Source organism: Parazoarcus sp. PS-13 R2A (assembly GCF_057621855.1).
In genome coordinates, this window is the sequence record NZ_JBYEXN010000018.1 from 1 (window position 1) to 17,271 (window position 17,271).

Here is a 17,271-nt window from a genome sequence, read left to right on the forward strand (position 1 = left end):
GCCGAGCACGGGTCGTCGGCCTTTCCTGACGCTCATGGTCAGTGGAAGGAGTGAGTGCTATCAGGCAGTCAGCGCTCATCCAGGCTACTTTAAGGCCGAACGGCATCTTTCCTTGCTGCCGGCTTGCAGGATCCGACCCAAAGCGGTCCTAAACCGTATCCCGACTGATACGACTGGTGACAGAGTAGACCGGCCGTTCGTGGCGACTGCTCACCGACAGGGCTTCGGCCTGACCTGTCGTTGGGGTATCGCACCAGGAACGGCTGCAATGAGCCGGTCAGCGGTCGTAGCAAAAAATTCTGGTCGAGTGACCGCTTGGCACTTCAGGCTACTTCCGGATCCGACCCAAAAGAGATATGCCGAATGCTGGAGTCATGAGGCAGCTTAGCGCACATTGCGGCCGCTTATGGCAACTGGTCAAGTGACTTTTGATCGACTGCACCACCCGCAGATTTCAACCTGCGCGGGCGTCCGGATGCTTTTCCAACCAGGATTGCCCGAGGGCGGTTAGGCGATAGCGCTGGTTGCTACTGCGTGGTTTGTCGGGCTGGGTCATCTCGATCACCCCAAGGGTCAGAGCCGGTTTCAGATAGGCATTGCGGAAATGATCCTCGTGCTTGAGAACCAGTGCCTCCTGAATCTGCTGGCGGGACATGTCGCCAAGCATCGTCCGAAGTAAGCGCTCGACTTCCCCGGTGACTTCCCCGGTGACTTCCCCGGTAGGCGTGATGCCCCCCCTTGCCAGAGGGTGACTGGGCAAGCGGATCAGAAACGAAAGTCGGTCGTCATCCGTTTCAAACAGCGGCGAGGGCGAGCCGTTGGCAGCCATGACCTTGAGAATTTTCGGGACGCCGGTCGAGCGGCCTTCCGTCAGATCAAGCTCTTTCAGGAACTCACCGATCCGCCGATTGCGGTAGCGGCGGCTGACTGCTCGACCTGCCTGAAGGTCTTCCAGCCGAATGGAACGATCCGGGCCGGGGAAGCTGACGATAACCAACTCGTCATGGCTGATACGCACTTCGATGGGCTCGCGCTCCTCGTAGGACCGGTGATAGACCGCGTTGACCAAGGCTTCCTCGATGGCGGCGTAGGGGAAGTTCCACGCCCGAGTGGCCTCGGCCCGGTCCGGGTGCTTGAGCACAGTTTCGATCAGGAAATTGCGCTGGATGTAGCTCAGGGCCTCACGCGTCATTCGCGCCAGCGGCCCCTTGAAAATCTTTTCCTCGAAGCGATCACCGCCTGCGCCTTCAGGGAACCAAACCACATCGATCTGCACGCCGGGGAAAAACCGCTCCGGAGTCTCATTAAAAAACAGCAAGCCCACGTTCTTGGGCCACGGCGACTCTGTTGGCCCGCCCGCCAGATTCATCTGCCGTGCCAATGCCTCGACCAGCAGCCCGGGCGCATCCGCCGCCAATGCGCTGTCCACCTCCTGCAAGAAAGCCTGCATCAGCGGTTTGGACAGATCATCGAGCAGTGCCAACTGGTTATAACGGTCATCAAACGGCACCTTGGCCGCCAAGCTCAACAACTCCTGCTCGGTGTCGCCCTTGGCCTCGACCGTGCTGCTGTAGCGCCGGATGTAGTGGTGCCAGGTCTTTTTCTTTGCGGTGACGGCTTCAGGTGCCTTGTAGGGCCGATTCTGTCCACCCGGTGCCCACAGCACGATCAGCTTGCGGCCTTCGACTTCCTCGATGCTCAACACCGGGAAATAAGGCGGCTGGATCAATTGGCAGGCTGCCAGCAATTCCTGCTGAACCTTGTCGAGCTGCTTCTCGGCCAACCCGACAGGCGGGAATACCGGCTGACCATTGGCATCGCAGTTCTGCCCGATCACTACATAACCGCCGCCGAGGTTTTCAAAGTCGTTGGCGAAGGCGCACAGGGTGCGAATGATCGCGTCCGGATTCCATCCGGTCTTGTACTCGATGCGCTCGCCCTCGACGGTGCGCTGGCGCAACAGGTCGGTGAGGTTGATGGGGAGCTTGGTGCTCATGCAGGTACGCCTCCAGCACACTTTGACTTGATAAAATCAAAGAGGGGACGAAACACTGAAAAGTGCTCTGCATCAAGCGTCGGCACGACATTCTGGGCGAAAGTCGTCTTTTGGCTATCACCGATGAATTTGATGAATCCGTCCGTCCTCTCGGTATCGATAGCGAAAAAAGCATCAAGACCAGGCACGCCGTGAAACAGAAGCTCTATGGTTAGAAGCGATTTGTTTCCGAAATTGCCGCCAGTGTGTGGGTTGATCACCTGTCCGCGAATCTGGCCAGCGGTCGGAACGGGCAGCAAAAGAGCGTAACTTTCGCAGCCATTACGTTTCTTGGTCAGGCACAGGGTTGGATCGGTTTCTACATCTTGACCCAGCTGGTTCCAGTCGTTGTAGGCCTCATCAAAATCAAAAAGCGCAAAAAACGTCCTGCCCGGATGGTTCTGATACAGCACGTTATTTTGAACAAGAACACGCTGGAAGCCGCAGCTAAATGCGTTTTGTATCTCGAAGGGTCGCTTCACCGTTGGATACAGCTTCTGCCAGGCAGTTTCAAGGATCATTTCATCCGTGATGCCCTCTGTGAAGAGTACAGGCCCACTAGTGTTCTTCAATACGTGCTGAATGTTCAGCCGCGCTTCACTCTCGGAAAAACTAATCAAGCCCGCAGACAACGATTTGATGATGTCGGCCTTGTTCACCTTGGTCAGCGCCACCTTCTCGCCGTCGAACTCGAACAAGCTGATAACGCTATCGTTGGCGCAGGTAATTGTGGATGCGCTGTGGCTGCTCATCAAAACATGGCTAGTCTTGGCTGCCACATCAGTGATGTCGAATACTTGCCGCAGAAAATCAAACTGCCATTCCGGATGCAGGAATGCATCCGGTTCATCCAGCAAGATTAAGCAGTTTCGGTCTTTAAATAGCTCGACAATAGAGTAGATGTAAACCGATTGAAACTGGCCATCGCTGAAGTGGCTGACATTTCCTTCTGTGCCTGAAGTAAGGCGAAGCGGCACGGAAATGGCGTCCAGCAGCATCCCCAGTGTTTTCAGGTTGTCGAACTGGCGGAATAATTCTTGCCACTTGCCGACGAACTTCTCTTGCAATTTGCTGATGGACAGGTACAGAACGTAGCGATCATCATTGGGGAAATAACCTTCTGTGACCGTTAATTTCTCTGTGTTGTCCCAAATACAAGCGCTCAACGTGTCGAGAAAATCCTTTGTGATGCCGACAGGTCGCCAATAGCGGGTGGCGGTATCGACGGAGTCGATGTCGTATTTCTCTCTTTCGCTGCCTCGTGCGTAGTCTGGCCGCTGCAAATCGACTCTAAGCACAGGCTCAGAAACGTCGTCAGTACCGGGCTTGGTAATGCCAAGCCTGTCGATCCCCAGTTTTTGACGAATAAATGTGTGAGCTCTGCTATTTGCGGGCTGTACCAGCAATACTGCCAATAGCAGTGCCTTGTACTCCTGGCCGATACCGAGAAAGCGACGGGAGTCCTCCAGATTAGCGCCTTTGATGCGCCCACGAAATTTCGTTTCGTATTCTGCAATCAAGCCAGACACTGTGGTGTTGTGCCCGGAATAGTAAATCAAGACGTTATCGGGAAATGGTGTCTGTCCAAGCGTCTTACGGTCTTCTTCCTTGTTGATGCGAAGCTTGCCAGCCTTCCATTCGATTTCGGTTTCTTGTCCCCCGATCTCGTAACTCACGCGGTAATCAAAGGTGATGTCATTATCCGCGCGGCTGAGCTGATCAAGATGACGAAATATTTCAATTAGCGCTTCGAATAAATTCGATTTGCCGCTGCCGTTCTTGCCGACAAATACATCGATGAAACTCGTGCCATCGAAACTCAGAGAAAAATCTTTGAGGTTTTTGTATTGGCTGATGAAAACCGATTTCAGGTGCATGGCAATCCACTCACACTTGTGCCATTACGGCAGCCAATAATTCGGATGACTTTATGTTTGCCAAGTCGATTTGGCTCTCAAGTTGATCGCATTGCATCATAAGCTTTTGTATTTTTGAAACTATTCGCCGCTGCTCAGCCAATGGGGGAATCGGAACCGGAAGACTCGTTAATGTCTTTTGATTTATTTTTGGCATCGTCCCCGACGTGCCAGAAGCACGCTCGCGCAGAAAATCACGACTAGGTGATGCACTCATTACAAAGCAAACATAGTCACTATCAAGCTCAGACGAAACGCGTAATTTCATCATTAGATCTGGGTAAATGTAGCTGTTTGGCTCGCCCCTATAAATCGCCGGAACCCCTACATATTCAATGGTGTTTCCTCGCTGCACCAAAATATCACCGTCCTGCAACCAAAGGTCAGAGCTCATTGGTATATCGTCAGCAATGAACTTTGAATGCTCACCTTTGAATACACCAGACGTTGTCGCACTCAACGTCAAGGACCTAACCTTGGTTTCGTAATCCACAGCTTTGGGGGAGTACCCATTGGTGGGGCCACAGATCAAGATGGCATCAAGTGGCAAAATCGCCCAACTTTCTGGAATCGAGTAGCTTAGGCTTTTGAGATCAACTTGGTCGCTGGATACGCCGCGAATTAGCAAGCGGGATCTCTCGGATTTAATTTTGTCTAGGAGTTCTTTAACCGGACGATCTTCCTTGCGTTGCTCTGTAATCTTTCCCCTAATCGCGAGGTGCAAAATGGCCTTGCGCAGTTCAGCAACGTTTTCTTTGACTGCGTAAAGGTCATCGAAGTGTTGGGTGATGAAGGCCCAAGCATCGTCGGGGCTACCGTCACCGGCGGCATCAAGTAGTTGCGAGAGCGCGGCAGCGTGAACGGCCTGGCGCTTTGCTTCTTGTGCGCCGCGCAACTTTTCCAAGGTATCGCAACGCGCCATCAGTTGATCAATTTTGGCGACGATTCGGTGTTGTTCTTCAAGCGGCGGAAGCGGTAGCGGTATCTCGACAAATTTCGCAATGGAGACACCGCCAATAATCCCCGTCATTGCCGCTGCAAACGATGCCCGAAAGACGGGCGACAGATAAGCGTAGAGAATGAACCGGGATGGAATGTGACCATACAGTTCATTGGCAAATAGCTTGTTACCGAAACAGATGTCGCGGTCGGTCAGGCCACATTTTTTTCCGGCACTGCCACCTTCAGCACAGATCAGCACTGCGCCTTGGTGCGCGACTCTGAAGTTCGCCTCATCGGGTGGAATGCAGATTCCATTTTCGTAGTCCAGCGGATCAAAACCGTAGCCGACATCTTTGGTCGCGATATATGGCAGACCTTCAGCACCGGCGTACTTCGATTCCTTTTCTGAGGCGTTGATGCTGTTGCCATTGAAGATGTTGCCAATACTGCCGAGACGAACCCACTGCCAGCCCTGTGGCAAAACATACGGCACGTCACCGGAAATAATCTCCGGCAGCAGCTTGGGGGTTTTTATCTTGCCTGCCTTCACCAGCCGCTTTTTCTCGGCACCTATGTCTTTAAGCAGTTCAATGGCCGGCGAGTCGTTCCGGTTTTGCGGCACCAGCTTGCCCTGCATCGCCAGCGTCAGGATAAGTTCACGCAGCTTTTGAATGCCATCCGGCGCAGAAAATGCCGTTTCGAAGTGTTGCTCCAGCAATACCATCACTGCCCTCCGAGCGCGAGCATTAGCTCTGCCTTCAGCGCGCTCTGCGCCTCGGCCAGTTGACGGGTGATTTCCTGGTATTCCGCCATTAATTCTGCCGGATTACGATGGTTCACCACGACAGCATGGGGATTCTTTCCAACGGCATCTAAGTTGTAGTTTTTCTCTACTATTTCTTGTGCAGAAACCTTCCAGGCGTTTTCGGTGGTTTTTCGTCCTTCACGCATCGGGCCACCCCACCAGCCTTTTTCCAGATCGAACTCTTTGATATCCAGCGGTTTAGAGCGGGAATAGCTCTTGTAGCCATCAGGGTAAGGATGCTCGAAAAACCAGACATCTTTCGTCGGTTCGCCCTTCTCGAAGAACAGCACATTGGTCGCGATGCTGGTGTACGGGGCGAATACGCCCTTGGGCAGGCGAACGATGGTGTGCAGGTTGAACTCTTCCAGCAACTCGCGTTTCAGCGTGGTTTTGGCACCCTCGCCAAACAGGAAGCCATCGGGCAGCACGACAGCGGCGCGGCCGGTGTCGTGCTTGAGAAGATGCATGATCAGCGCCATGAACAGGTCGGCGGTTTCGCGGGTCTGGTACTTGCGCGGGAAGTTGTTCTCGATACCGTCCTCTTCCATGCCACCAAAAGGCGGGTTGGTGAGAATGATGTCGACGCGGTCTTTCGGGCCGTAGTCCTTCAGCGGGCGGCTCAGGGTGTTGTCGTGGCGGATGTTGCTGGGCACGTCGATGCCGTGCAGCATCAGGTTGGTCATGGCCAGCATGTGCGGCAGCGGTTTTTTCTCTACGCCGTGGATGCTCTCTTGCAGGGTGTTGCGGTCAACCGCTGTTTTGACCTGATTTTTGAGGTGCTCGATGGTGCAGGTCAAAAAACCGCCGGTGCCGCAAGCCGGGTCGAGCACGCTTTCGCCCAGTTGTGGATTGAGAATATCCACCATGAACTGGGTGACGGCGCGCGGGGTGTAGTACTCACCCGCATTGCCCGCAGATTGCAGGTCGGCCAGGATTTTTTCGTAGATATCGTTGAACAGGTGACGATCTGTCGATGAGTTGAAATCGACATCCACCTCGATGGTGTTAATCACTTGCCGCAGCAAGGTGCCCGATTTCATGTAGTTGTAGGCGTCCTCGAACACCGAGCCAACCACTCTGCCGTTTGGCGTCACACCAGCAGCGGTGGCCAGTTTCTTGAGTGAAGGGAAGAGTTCGTTGTTGACGAAGTCGATCAGCTCTTCGCCAGTGATGCCTTCTGCATCCTTGGCCCAGTTACTCCAGCGGAAGCGGTTTTGCAGTGGCGACTTGTAGCCGGGAATGGTGAGTTGCCATTCCTGTTCTTTATCGTCAAAGATTTTCAGGAAAAGCAGCCAGACTATCTGACTGATGCGCTGGGCGTCGCCATCGACGCCGACGTCCTTGCGCATGATGTCTTGAATGGTTTTGATCAGAGTGCCGATAGACATGGGTTGGTTTCCGGGGTTTTGTTAGGCGCGCAGCTGTGAAAAGTCATAGAGCGCTTGTTCGAGTTCATGCACGGCGTGCTGATATTGATCCAGTCCGCCAAAGGCGCGGATGATTTCCATGGGTGTGCCGAAACTGGTGAACGGGGCGATGGTGAGGATTTGTGTCTCCTCGATTGGCCCGACGCCTTCGTCGGCGTATTTGTCCAGCAAGGCTTGCAGCACACGCTGCGCTTGTTCGCCATAGCGGTTGAAGTAATCGCGCTTTTTGACCTGCTCGGCTCGCTCTTTGCGGGTAAGCGGCGGTTGATCCCAGGCGATGTGGCAGACCAGATCGAAGGGGTCAAATTCCTTGCCGGACTGGCGACCAATTTCTTCGGCCAGCGCGGCAAAGAAAACCCCTTCATTGGCCAATTCGTCGATGACGGCCTGCTTCTTGTCGGCACTGTTCCAGCGCCGCAAAAAATCATCGAGTGAGCTGAATTCCTTGGCCAGCGCCTTGCGGGTGTAGTCCTTGAGTGATTTGGTAATCAGTTTTCCACTGGCATCGAAGTACTGCACCCGCTCGGCGGCTACTTTGACTTCAACATTGGCGACGACATAGCGGCGAACACTGCCGCCTTCCTCGCCGGGCTGCGGCTCGGTTACGCCGGTCCACGGCGATTCCTCGGCTGGTGGATAGGTGAAGCCGTCATCAGCTTGTGCGGTTTCGCCATCATCGGGTGGCACGGGCGACACATCGCCTTGTGGTTCGTAAATCTGTACCGGATCACCATCAAAGTCGGGGTCGGCAAACAGTTCGGTCGCTTTTTTGAAGTCGATGATGGTGAAGTAGTACTTGTCGTAGTCCTCATTGATGCGCGTGCCACGGCCGATGATTTGCTTGAATTCGGTCATGGATTGAATGCGCTGATCGAGCACGATGAGTTTGCAGGTCTGGGCATCGACGCCCGTGGTCATCAGTTTTGAGGTGGTGGCAATCACCGGGTATTTGGATTCCGGGAAGATGAAATTGTCGAGTTCCGCTTTTCCTTCTTCGTTGTCGCCTGTGATGCGCATGACGTACTTGCTGTTCTGTACGGCCAGATCGGCATTTTCGTTCACCAGTGCCTGTCGCATGCGCTCGGCGTGGTCAATGTTGTCGCAGAAAACAATGGTTTTGTCGAAGCGATTAGTCTGCTTGAGGAAATCGCTGATTTTCTTTGCCACCAATTCGGTGCGCTTTTCCAGCACGAGGTTTTTGTCGAAGTCGCGCTGGTTGTAAATGCGATCCTCAATTTCGTTGCCGTGCTTATCGACCATGCCTTTGTCTGGGCGCCAGCCGGTAAGGTCTTTATCCAGATCAATGCGCACCACCTTGTACGGCGCGAGAAAGCCATCGTCGATGCCCTGGCGCAGGGAATATGTGTAAATCGGCTCACCAAAGTAATCGATGTTGGAGACTTCTTTGGTTTCCTTGGGTGTGGCCGTCAGGCCGATTTGGGTGGCCGACGAAAAATATTCGAGAATCTCGCGCCAGGCCGAGTCTGCTGCCGCGCTGCCGCGATGGCATTCGTCAATTACGATCAGGTCAAAGAAATCACGACTGAATTGCTTGTAGATGTTGCGTTCTTCTTCTGTACCGGTGACTGCTTGATACAAGGACAGGTAGATCTCATACGACTTGTTGGCCTGCCGCTTCTGGATCTTGGTCATGGCTGAGCCGAAGGGCTTGAAGTCGTTGGTCATGGTCTGGTCGACCAAGATATTGCGGTCGGCTAAAAACAAGATCCGCTTCTTGGCTTTGGATTTCCAAAGACGCCAGATGATCTGGAAGGCAGTGTAAGTTTTGCCCGTGCCGGTGGCCATCACCAGCAATAAGCGGTTCTGCCCACGCGCGATAGCCTCAATGCTCTTGTTGATCGCCAGAAGCTGGTAATAGCGAGGGGTTTTGTTACTACCGTCGCTGTAGTAGTCCTGTGAGACTAGCTCGCTCTGTGCTGTATTCAGCCCTAGGTGCTCCGACCACCAGTGCCACAACGTCTCAGGACCGGGCAGTTCATGAAGTGCCAGCTCCCGTTCGATGACGCCATCCTTGGCAATCTTGTTGTGGAACAGAAACCCGTCGCCGTTACTGCTGAATACAAACGGCACCTGCAGCATGTCGGCATAGCCCAGCCCCTGTTGCATGCCATCCCCCAGCAAGTGTTTGTTGTCTTTTGCTTCTATGACCGCGATGGGCATGTTGGGCTTATGAAACAACACATAGTCAGCACGCTTATTTTGGGCGCGAGTGTGCAATTTGCCACGGACGATGATGCGGCCCTTGGTGAGCGGAAACTCTTCACGCACCTGGGTGGCAATGTCCCATCCCGCCTGTTCAAGTGCGGGGGTGATGAATTTTGTGCAGATATCGCGCTCGCTGAGCTGGCGTTTATCCATATCAAATGGCTCCGCCATTTATCAGGTCTTGTTGTTCATTCGCGCCGCCCGCACGAACCCATTCATCCACTTCAGACAGTTGGAATTTCCACAGCCGACCAATTTTGTGTGCTGGCAGGCCCTTGCGCTCTCGCCAGCGGTAGACGGTGTCTTTCACGACACCCAGATGCTGGGCGACTTCGCTTGCGGTAACCCACGGTTCGGCATTCATGGCATAGGCGCTCGGGAATTGAGACTTCAAAGTAGTCTTAAATCGTTGAAAGTCTAGCATCATGGCCATTCATCAGCCATGAGAAACTTGGCTTCCTGATCGCACCCCGCGTTCATGGTGGCGTCGACAATCACATTACGGAGCCATCGATGAACGCCAAGCGAAGCGCCTGAGCAACCTCACCACGAGGTTGGCGAAAGTGGGAGACGCCGTTGCGCGGCGAAGCGCACCCCAAGGGTACTTGCAGCGGGGCAGAGGTGGCAGCGGCAGTCATGTCAGTCCGTTCTCTGATGACCGGGACGAAATAATGCAGCCAATCCAGCCAACAACGTAATCGTGACAGCACATCGCAAAGAGCGGCTTCGTGATCCGAGACCAGCCGTTCAGAGAGGCGCTTTCCGCTGTTTGTTGATGACTGCTTCTGGCCGAATGCCGCCCAAAGGGTGGCTGGTCAACTCAGGTGAGATTTCACAGTTGGCGGGCCTGCGCTCACACACTGGCGGCCTTGCATCTCAAGGGTTTGCTTGTAAGCATCGAGGCCATGGGCTGCCAGCGGGACATTGCTGCCAAGATCATCGAGAAAGGCGCGGATTACCTGCTCGCGGTCAAAGGCAATCAGCCCACGTTGCTCTAACAGGTGCGCGACCTGATCAGCGATGCCCAGGCCGGCAGCGACGGGTTCAAGTACGTCGATCGATCCCAAGGCTGAATTGTGATGCAATTGAGTTGGGCGGCCCCTTCTGGCGAGGAAATCGATCCCGCGCTGTGGCCCGTCTGTAAGACGGTTGGTTGCGTCGTCTCGCAACGGGTCGTAGGCGACAAGGTTGCCCAACTGGAAGAACGCTAATACATCAGCTCCAGAGTGTTGAGTGCAGCGGAGTTGGCTCGCACTGTGCGAGCGCATTGGGGCATTGAGAATCGGCTTCACTGGATGCTCGATGTTTATTTCGGCGAGGATGACTGCATGATTCGCAAGGACAATGCGCCGCAAAACCTCTCCGTGCTTAAGAAGATCGTCCTTAACCTCATTCGTGCGGACAAGACCGACACCGTCAAGACCAGCCTGCGCCTCAAGCGCAAGCGGGCGGCTTGGGATGACGATATCCGTATGAAAATGCTCGGCATTCATCCGTTATGACTTTCGAGTGCTGTAGCCAAAGACGCTAATTTACCCGTTATCGCTTCGGCATGAAAATTTACATGGCCGCAGAAGGAGCAACGCCCCCACTTTTCCCCATTGGGGAAAGTTGGAGGCGTCAGATAAGGACTGTTCTAGCTCCTCAAATTGGCTTCATCGGTTGCTATAGCGCTGGGTCTCGTCTTTGTTTTCCCTTTCACGAGCTCCCGACGACGGCAAACTGGCTGGCCCTCTGCCAGTTTATGGCTAGCAACTTGCCAGTTTATGGTCGCCGCTACAACACCTCAGATATCGATGTTCTGCGCATACAGCGCATTGCTTTCGATAAATGCCCTTCTCGGCTCGACGTTGTCGCCCATCAGCGTGGTGAAGATTTCATCGGCGGCGATGGCGTCGTCGATCTGCACGCGCAGCAGGCGGCGCACCGCCGGGTCCATGGTGGTTTCCCACAGCTGATCGGGGTTCATTTCGCCCAGACCTTTGTAGCGCTGCTTGCTCAGGCCGCGTTCGACTTCGGACAGCAGCCAGGTGATGGCGTCAGCGAAGCGGACGATGGGCTGACGCTTTTCGCCACGGCGGATTTCGGCGCCGGCACCGATGAGGCCGGCGATGGACTCGCTGGCGTTACGAATGGTGCGGTAGTCGCCGGAGACGACGAAGTCGTGCTCGACCCAGCCGAACTTGCGGTTGCCGTGGTGCAGGCGTTCGATGGTGAGGCGCCAGCCTTCGGACTCTTCGTGGTATTCGGCGTAGATCTGCAGGTCTTCCGGCAGATGGGGCTGAATACGGGCGGCGGAGTCGCGCGCAGCGGCTTCGTCCTCAAGGCTGACCGGGAGGTCGTGCGCGAGCATGGCCTGCAGCACTTCGGGGTCGATGTAGCTGGCGAGGCGGCGGATGACGGCTTCGGCCAGCAGGTAGCTGCGGGCGAGGCCGCCGAGTGTCTCGTCGGTGATCAGGTCGGCATCGGCGCGCGGCAGCAGCACGGCGCCTTCGAGCGCGAGCTTGAGCAGGTGGTTGTTGAGCTCGTGATCGTCCTTGATGTACATCTCGCTCTTGCCGTGCTTGATCTTGTACAGCGGCGGCTGGGCGATGTAGATGTGGCCACGCTCGACCAGTTCGGGCATTTGGCGATAGAAGAAGGTGAGCAGCAGGGTACGGATGTGAGCACCGTCGACGTCCGCATCGGTCATCAGGATGATGCGGTGGTAGCGCAGCTTCTCGGGCTTGTAGTCGTCCTTGCCGATGCTGGTGCCGAGCGCGGTGATCAGGGTGGCGATTTCCTGGCTCTGCAGCAGCTTGTCGAAGCGGGCCTTCTCGACGTTGAGGATCTTGCCCTTGAGCGGCAGGATGGCCTGGAATTTGCGGTCACGGCCCTGCTTGGCCGAGCCGCCTGCGGAGTCACCCTCGACCAGGTAGAGTTCGCACAGGGCGGGGTCTTTTTCCTGACAGTCGGCGAGTTTGCCGGGCAGGCCGACGCCGTCGAGGATGCCTTTGCGGCGGGTCATGTCGCGCGCCTTGCGGGCGGCGTCGCGGGCGCGGGCGGCTTCGACAATCTTGTTGCAGATGGTACGGGCGTCGAGCGGGTTTTCGAGCAGGAAGTCGGTGAGCTTGTTGGCAACGACTTCTTCCACCGCCGGACGGGCCTCGCTTGAAACCAGCTTCATCTTGGTCTGACTGGCGAACTTGGGGTCGGGCATCTTGACCGACAGCACGCAGGCCAGGCCTTCGCGCATGTCGTCACCGGTGATGTCGACCTTGGCCTTCTTGGCGATCTCGTTTTCTTCGATGTACTTGTTGATGACGCGGGTCATCGCTGCACGCAGGCCGGTGAGGTGGGTGCCGCCATCGGCCTGCGGGATGTTGTTGGTGTAGCACAGCACCTGTTCGGCGTAGCTGTCGTTCCACTGCATCGCGACTTCGACCGACAGTTCGGCATCGTGGCCGGCGCCGGTGGGGATGCGGGTAGTGCCGGCGGCGTAGAACACCGTGGGCTGCAGCACGGTCTTCGTGCGGTTGATGTACTCGACGAAGCCCTTCACGCCACCGGCGAAGGCGAAGTCTTCTTCCTTGCCGGTGCGCTGGTCGAGGAGGCGGATCTTCACGCCGTTGTTGAGGAAGGACAGTTCGCGCAGGCGCTTGGCGAGGATGTCGTAGTGGTACTCGATGGTGCCGAAGATCTCTTCGTCAGCCAGGTAGTGCACTTCGGTGCCGCGCTTGCTGGTGTCGCCGATGACCTTGAGCGGGCTGGTCTCGATGCCGTTGACGACATCGATGAGCCGGTCCTGCGGCACGCCGCGGTTGAACTCCATGAAGTGCTTCTTGCCGTCGCGGCGCACGGTGAGGCGCAGCCACTTGGACAGCGCGTTCACACACGACACGCCCACGCCGTGCAGGCCGCCCGACACCTTGTAGCTGTTCTGGTTGAACTTGCCACCGGCGTGCAGCACGCACATGACGATTTCGGCCGCCGAGCGCTTGGGCTCGTGCTTGTCGTCCATCTTGACCCCGACCGGGATGCCGCGGCCGTTGTCGGTGACGGAGATGGAGTTGTCGGCGTGGATGGTGATGACGATGTCGTCGCAATGGCCTGCCAGGGCCTCGTCGATGGCGTTGTCCACAACTTCGAACACCATGTGGTGCAGACCGGTGCCATCGGAGGTATCGCCGATGTACATGCCGGGGCGCTTGCGAACCGCCTCCAGGCCTTCGAGCTGCTGGATGCTGGTTTCGTCGTAGTCTTCGTGCGCGATTGCGGACGCGGTGGGCAGGTTTTGCGGTTCGGACATGGTCATCTCGGGTGATTCATAAAGAACGTGCCCCCGGTGAAGGGGGCAGCGAACCCGGCCAGGCCGAGTTCATGGGGAAGCGATGCGCGTGCTTCAAATGCGCATCGGCATCACGACATACTTGAACTGCTCGTTGCCAGGCAGGGTGATCAGCGCGCTGGAGTTGCCGTCGTTGAAACGCCATTCGATGGTTTCGGACGACAGGTTGTTGAGCACGTCGAGCAGGTAGGTGACGTTGAAACCGATGTCGAGCTTGTCGCCCTGGTAGTCGATTTCGAGTTCTTCCTGCGCTTCTTCCTGCTCGGCGTTGGAGCTGACGATGCGCAGGGTGCCGGCTTCGAGCACCAGGCGCACGCCGCGGAACTTTTCGTTGGTGAGAATGGCGGCGCGCTGCAGCGAAGACAGCAGGGTCTGGCGCGGCAGGGTGACGAGGCCGGGGTGGTTCTGCGGAATGACGCGCTGGTAGTCGGGGAACTTGCCGTCGATGAGCTTGGTGACGAGTTCGATGGCGCCAAAGCGGAACACGGCCTGGTTGCCGGCGAGGATGACTTCGAGCGGATCGTCGTTGTCGGCGAGCTGGCGCGACAGTTCGAGCACGGTCTTGCGCGGCAGGATGGTTTCGCAGCGCTGGTTGACCGGGGCTTCGAGTTCGCTGGCCGCGTAGGCGAGGCGGTGACCGTCGGTGGCGACCATGCGCAGCTCGTTGCCGTCGGCGATCAGCAGCAGGCCGTTGAGGTAGTAGCGGATGTCCTGCTGCGCCATTGCGTAGGCGACCTGGGCGAGCTGACGCTTGAAGGTGCGCTGCGGCACGCTGAAGCGGGTGGCGTCGCCATCGGGCAGGTTCATGCGCGGGTAGTCGGCCGCGGGCAGGGTCTGCAGCTGGAAGCGGCTCTTGCCGGCCTTCACCGTGAGGCGCTTGTCGTCGAGGGTGAGATTGACGTCGGTGTCGGGCAGTGCGCGCAGGATGTCCTGCAGCTTGCGCGCGGCCACGGTGATCGAGACGTCTTCACCCCCGGCGTTGCCGGCGGTGGTGGTGCGGATCTGGATTTCGATGTCGGTGGCGAGCAGCGTCAGGCGGTCGCCCTGCTTCTCGATCAGCACGTTCGACAGAATGGGCAGGGTGTGGCGCTTTTCGACGATGCCGGCCACGGACTGCAGCGGGGCGAGAAGCGCATCACGGGTGGTGTTGAGCAGGAGCATGGCGTCAGTCTGGTCAGAAAATTGATCGGAAAGTCATTGCTGGCTCAGCCCCGCAGGACCTGGGTGAGCACATGAACATCGTGGTTGAGCTGGTGGTCGCCGAGGCGCAGCTCGGTGATGGTACGACAAGCATGTAGCACGGTGGTATGGTCGCGGCCGCCGAAGGCTTCGCCGATCGCGGGCAGCGACATCGGGGTGAGCTCCTTGGCCAGCCACATGGCGACCTGGCGCGGACGGGCGATGACCCGGGTGCGCTTCTTGGAGTGCATGTCGGCGATCTTGATCTTGTAATAGTCGGCGACGGTCTTCTGGATGTGTTCGATCGACAGCTGGCGGTTGTGCGCGTTGAGCAGGTCCTTGAGCGCGTCCTTGGCCACTTCGAGCGAGATGCCGCGACCGTGGAAGCGGGCGTAGGCCACGACCTTGTTTAGCGCGCCTTCGAGTTCGCGCACGTTCGAGCGCAGGTTCTTGGCGATGAGGAAGGCGACGTCGTCATCCACTGCCACGCGCAGGGCTTCGGCCTTCTTCTGCAGGATCGCAACCCGCATCTCGAGCTCGGGCGGCTCGATCTGTACCGTCAGGCCCCAGTCGAAGCGCGAGATCAGGCGATCTTCCAGACCCTGGATGTCCTTGGGGTAGGTGTCGCAGGTGATGACGATCTGCTTCTTGGCTTCGGTGAGCGCGTTGAAGGCGTGGAAGAATTCTTCCTGGGTCCGGTTCTTGTTGTTGAAGAACTGGATGTCATCGATGATCAGCATGTCGAGCGAGCGGTAGTAGCGCTTGAACGCGTCGAAGCTCTTCTGCTGATAGGCGCGCACGACGTCGGCGTAGTAGTCCTCGACGTGGACGTAGCGCACCACCGCACGGGGATTCTGACGGAACACCGCATTGCCGATGGCGTGCACCAGGTGGGTTTTGCCGAGGCCGACGCCACCGTATACAAACAGCGGGTTGTACGAGGTGCCGGGGTTCTGCGCCACCTGCATGGCAGCGGCGCGGGCGAGATCGTTGGCACGCCCGGTCACCAGGGTATCGAAGGTGAAGTCGGCGTTGAGGCGGGTCTTCTCGTAGGCAAGTTCGGCGCCTGACAAGGGTTCGGGCGACGAACTGCGAATGATCGCCGAGGGTGCCGCCTGTCGCGGCTGTGCCGGTGCGCTGTCTGCCGCCGCCGGGCTGCTTGCGCTCCCCGGTGTCTCGGCGAGCGCTGCGCCGGCAGCCGGCGCCGCATTTGCCACCGGCTTGACCGGCGTGCGTGCCGCGCCGGGCGCAGGCAGCTGCAGGTCGAGTTGCAGGGGCACGCCATGAAACTCTTCGCCGAGCTCGCCGATTCGACGCAGGTAACGCTCACGCACCCACTGCATCACGAAGCGGTTCGGGGCGGTCAGGGTGAGCGTGGGTCCGCCGTCCGCAGCTTCGCCGCAGACGACCTGAAGCGTCTTGATCCAGGTATTGAACTGCTGTTGAGGCAGTTCCTGTTCAAGATGCGCAAGGCAGAAGGGCCAGAAATCCTGATTCACGGAAGGGACGGTTTGTGTTTGCGGCACGGGTCTCGAATACATGCATGCCGCGCCTGCAACACGAGGCGTAGCGGGAGCGACGGCCTTAAGGCCTGTTCTGGGAATAAGCCCGTCGACGTCAGCACGGAAAAGCGCTGAGTCGTGTGCCGGCGGGTTGGTCAAGAGCGCAATTCTACCCGTCGACGCGAGACTTATCCACAGGCACGCGCATTGAAGTCGTGGAATCGTCGCTGGAGGCAGGTAACCTGATGGATGTGAATTCCTCTTGACAAACAGGGGGCTATCACATTAAATATATCGTTTGACCTTACCACTGGCAGCCGATCATGAAACGCACTTACCAACCCTCCGTCGTTCGTCGCAAGCGCACCCACGGCTTTCTGGTCCGCATGAAGACCCGTGGCGGTCGTGCGGTCATCCGTGCCCGTCGCGCCAAGGGCCGTCATCGCCTCGCCGTCTGAGGTGATTGACCCCTCGAGCGCTGATCAAGGTTTTCGCAGCGCTCACAGACTGCACAAAACGGATGAATTTTCATCCGTTTTTGCTTTTCGGCGTGCCCTTCGCGGCCGATTCTACATGCTGCATTACCGGCCCAACGGGCTCGACACCGCCCGTCTGGGTGTCGTCGTGGCCAAGAAGCTGGCGAAGCGGGCCAATGTACGCAATCTGGTGAAACGCATTGCGCGCGAGATTTTTCGGCGCCAGCGTACCGACACGCCTGCGTGCGATCTGATCGTGCGTCTGCATGCGCCTGTGGCAACTGCAACGCGAGCCGAGCTCAATCAGGATCTGCTGCAGTTGCTGTCGCGCTTGCCGCGTTTGTGAGCATCGGGCCGTCGATCATGCATGGTTCTTTTCGCCCCGGGGTCAGATTGATGCCGGGCCGCGCTTGTTTTTCTCTCAGGGCGGGTATCA

The 17,271-nt window shown here is 57.3% G+C and carries 12 protein-coding genes and 1 pseudogene; 4 read left to right on the forward strand and 9 right to left on the reverse strand.

From position 1 onward, the window contains the following. Positions 1–454: 454 nt before the first annotated feature. Genes AC22G6_RS15895 through AC22G6_RS15920 form a run of 6 tightly spaced genes read right to left on the reverse strand, consistent with a single transcriptional unit; the run spans position 455 to position 9,784 of the window. Positions 455–1,996 (reverse strand): RNA/DNA-binding domain-containing protein, encoded by a 1,542-nt coding sequence (locus AC22G6_RS15895; RefSeq protein WP_487367566.1) that lies wholly within the window; start codon positions 1,994–1,996, stop codon positions 455–457. Then, entirely contained in the window at positions 1,993–3,912 is a 1,920-nt protein-coding gene (locus AC22G6_RS15900; RefSeq protein WP_487367567.1) for an AAA family ATPase, read from the reverse strand. The genes AC22G6_RS15895 and AC22G6_RS15900 overlap by 4 nt, the downstream gene beginning before the upstream one ends. A 10-nt stretch (positions 3,913–3,922) precedes the next feature. Then, on the reverse strand, positions 3,923–5,617 hold the full coding sequence (locus AC22G6_RS15905) for a restriction endonuclease subunit S (protein ID WP_487367568.1): 1,695 nt from the start codon (positions 5,615–5,617) through the stop codon (positions 3,923–3,925). Next, on the reverse strand, positions 5,617–7,086 hold the full coding sequence (locus AC22G6_RS15910; RefSeq protein ID WP_487367569.1) for a type I restriction-modification system subunit M: 1,470 nt from the start codon (positions 7,084–7,086) through the stop codon (positions 5,617–5,619). Before AC22G6_RS15910 ends, AC22G6_RS15905 begins: the two co-directional genes overlap by 1 nt. Positions 7,087–7,107: 21 nt before the next feature. Beyond that, positions 7,108–9,504 (reverse strand): EcoAI/FtnUII family type I restriction enzme subunit R, encoded by a 2,397-nt coding sequence (gene hsdR, locus AC22G6_RS15915; RefSeq protein WP_487367570.1) that lies wholly within the window; start codon positions 9,502–9,504, stop codon positions 7,108–7,110. A gap of 1 nt (position 9,505) precedes the next feature. Next, positions 9,506–9,784, reverse strand: a complete 279-nt coding sequence (locus AC22G6_RS15920) for a helix-turn-helix domain-containing protein (protein WP_487367571.1) — start codon at positions 9,782–9,784, stop codon at positions 9,506–9,508. A 436-nt stretch (positions 9,785–10,220) separates the two neighbouring features. Between AC22G6_RS15920 and AC22G6_RS15925 the strand changes: the two are divergent. Both AC22G6_RS15925 and AC22G6_RS15930 read left to right on the forward strand, forming a co-directional pair. After that, positions 10,221–10,343: pseudogene (locus tag AC22G6_RS15925) on the forward strand (ISAs1 family transposase); the annotation flags it as partial. A gap of 264 nt (positions 10,344–10,607) precedes the next feature. Next, positions 10,608–10,853 carry a transposase gene (locus AC22G6_RS15930; RefSeq protein ID WP_487367572.1) on the forward strand — a complete coding sequence of 82 codons (246 nt, stop codon included), beginning with the start codon at positions 10,608–10,610 and terminating at the stop codon, positions 10,851–10,853. A 284-nt stretch (positions 10,854–11,137) separates the two neighbouring features. Here AC22G6_RS15930 and gyrB read toward each other — a convergent pair whose 3' ends face one another. The 3 genes from gyrB to dnaA all read right to left on the reverse strand — a co-directional run bounded on the left by gyrB (position 11,138) and on the right by dnaA (position 16,356). Then, the gene (gene gyrB / locus AC22G6_RS15935; RefSeq protein WP_487367573.1) at positions 11,138–13,639 is read right to left on the reverse strand and encodes a DNA topoisomerase (ATP-hydrolyzing) subunit B; all 2,502 of its coding nucleotides are present in this window, start codon (positions 13,637–13,639) and stop codon (positions 11,138–11,140) included. Between the two features lie 93 nt (positions 13,640–13,732). Then, positions 13,733–14,839, reverse strand: coding sequence for a DNA polymerase III subunit beta (gene dnaN, locus AC22G6_RS15940; RefSeq protein WP_108949907.1), 1,107 nt, complete (start codon positions 14,837–14,839; stop codon positions 13,733–13,735). Positions 14,840–14,883: 44 nt separating this feature from the next. Continuing rightward, complete coding sequence (dnaA, locus tag AC22G6_RS15945) at positions 14,884–16,356, reverse strand: chromosomal replication initiator protein DnaA (RefSeq protein WP_199917124.1); 1,473 nt, start codon at positions 16,354–16,356, stop codon at positions 14,884–14,886. 326 nt (positions 16,357–16,682) lie between these two features. On the opposite strand from dnaA, the gene rpmH reads away from it, so the two are divergent. Both rpmH and rnpA read left to right on the forward strand, forming a co-directional pair. Next, positions 16,683–16,817, forward strand: coding sequence for a 50S ribosomal protein L34 (gene rpmH, locus AC22G6_RS15950; RefSeq protein WP_002926183.1), 135 nt, complete (start codon positions 16,683–16,685; stop codon positions 16,815–16,817). A gap of 1 nt (position 16,818) precedes the next feature. Continuing rightward, the gene (rnpA, locus tag AC22G6_RS15955; RefSeq protein ID WP_108949905.1) at positions 16,819–17,181 is read left to right on the forward strand and encodes a ribonuclease P protein component; all 363 of its coding nucleotides are present in this window, start codon (positions 16,819–16,821) and stop codon (positions 17,179–17,181) included. The last annotated feature ends 90 nt before the right edge of the window (positions 17,182–17,271 follow it).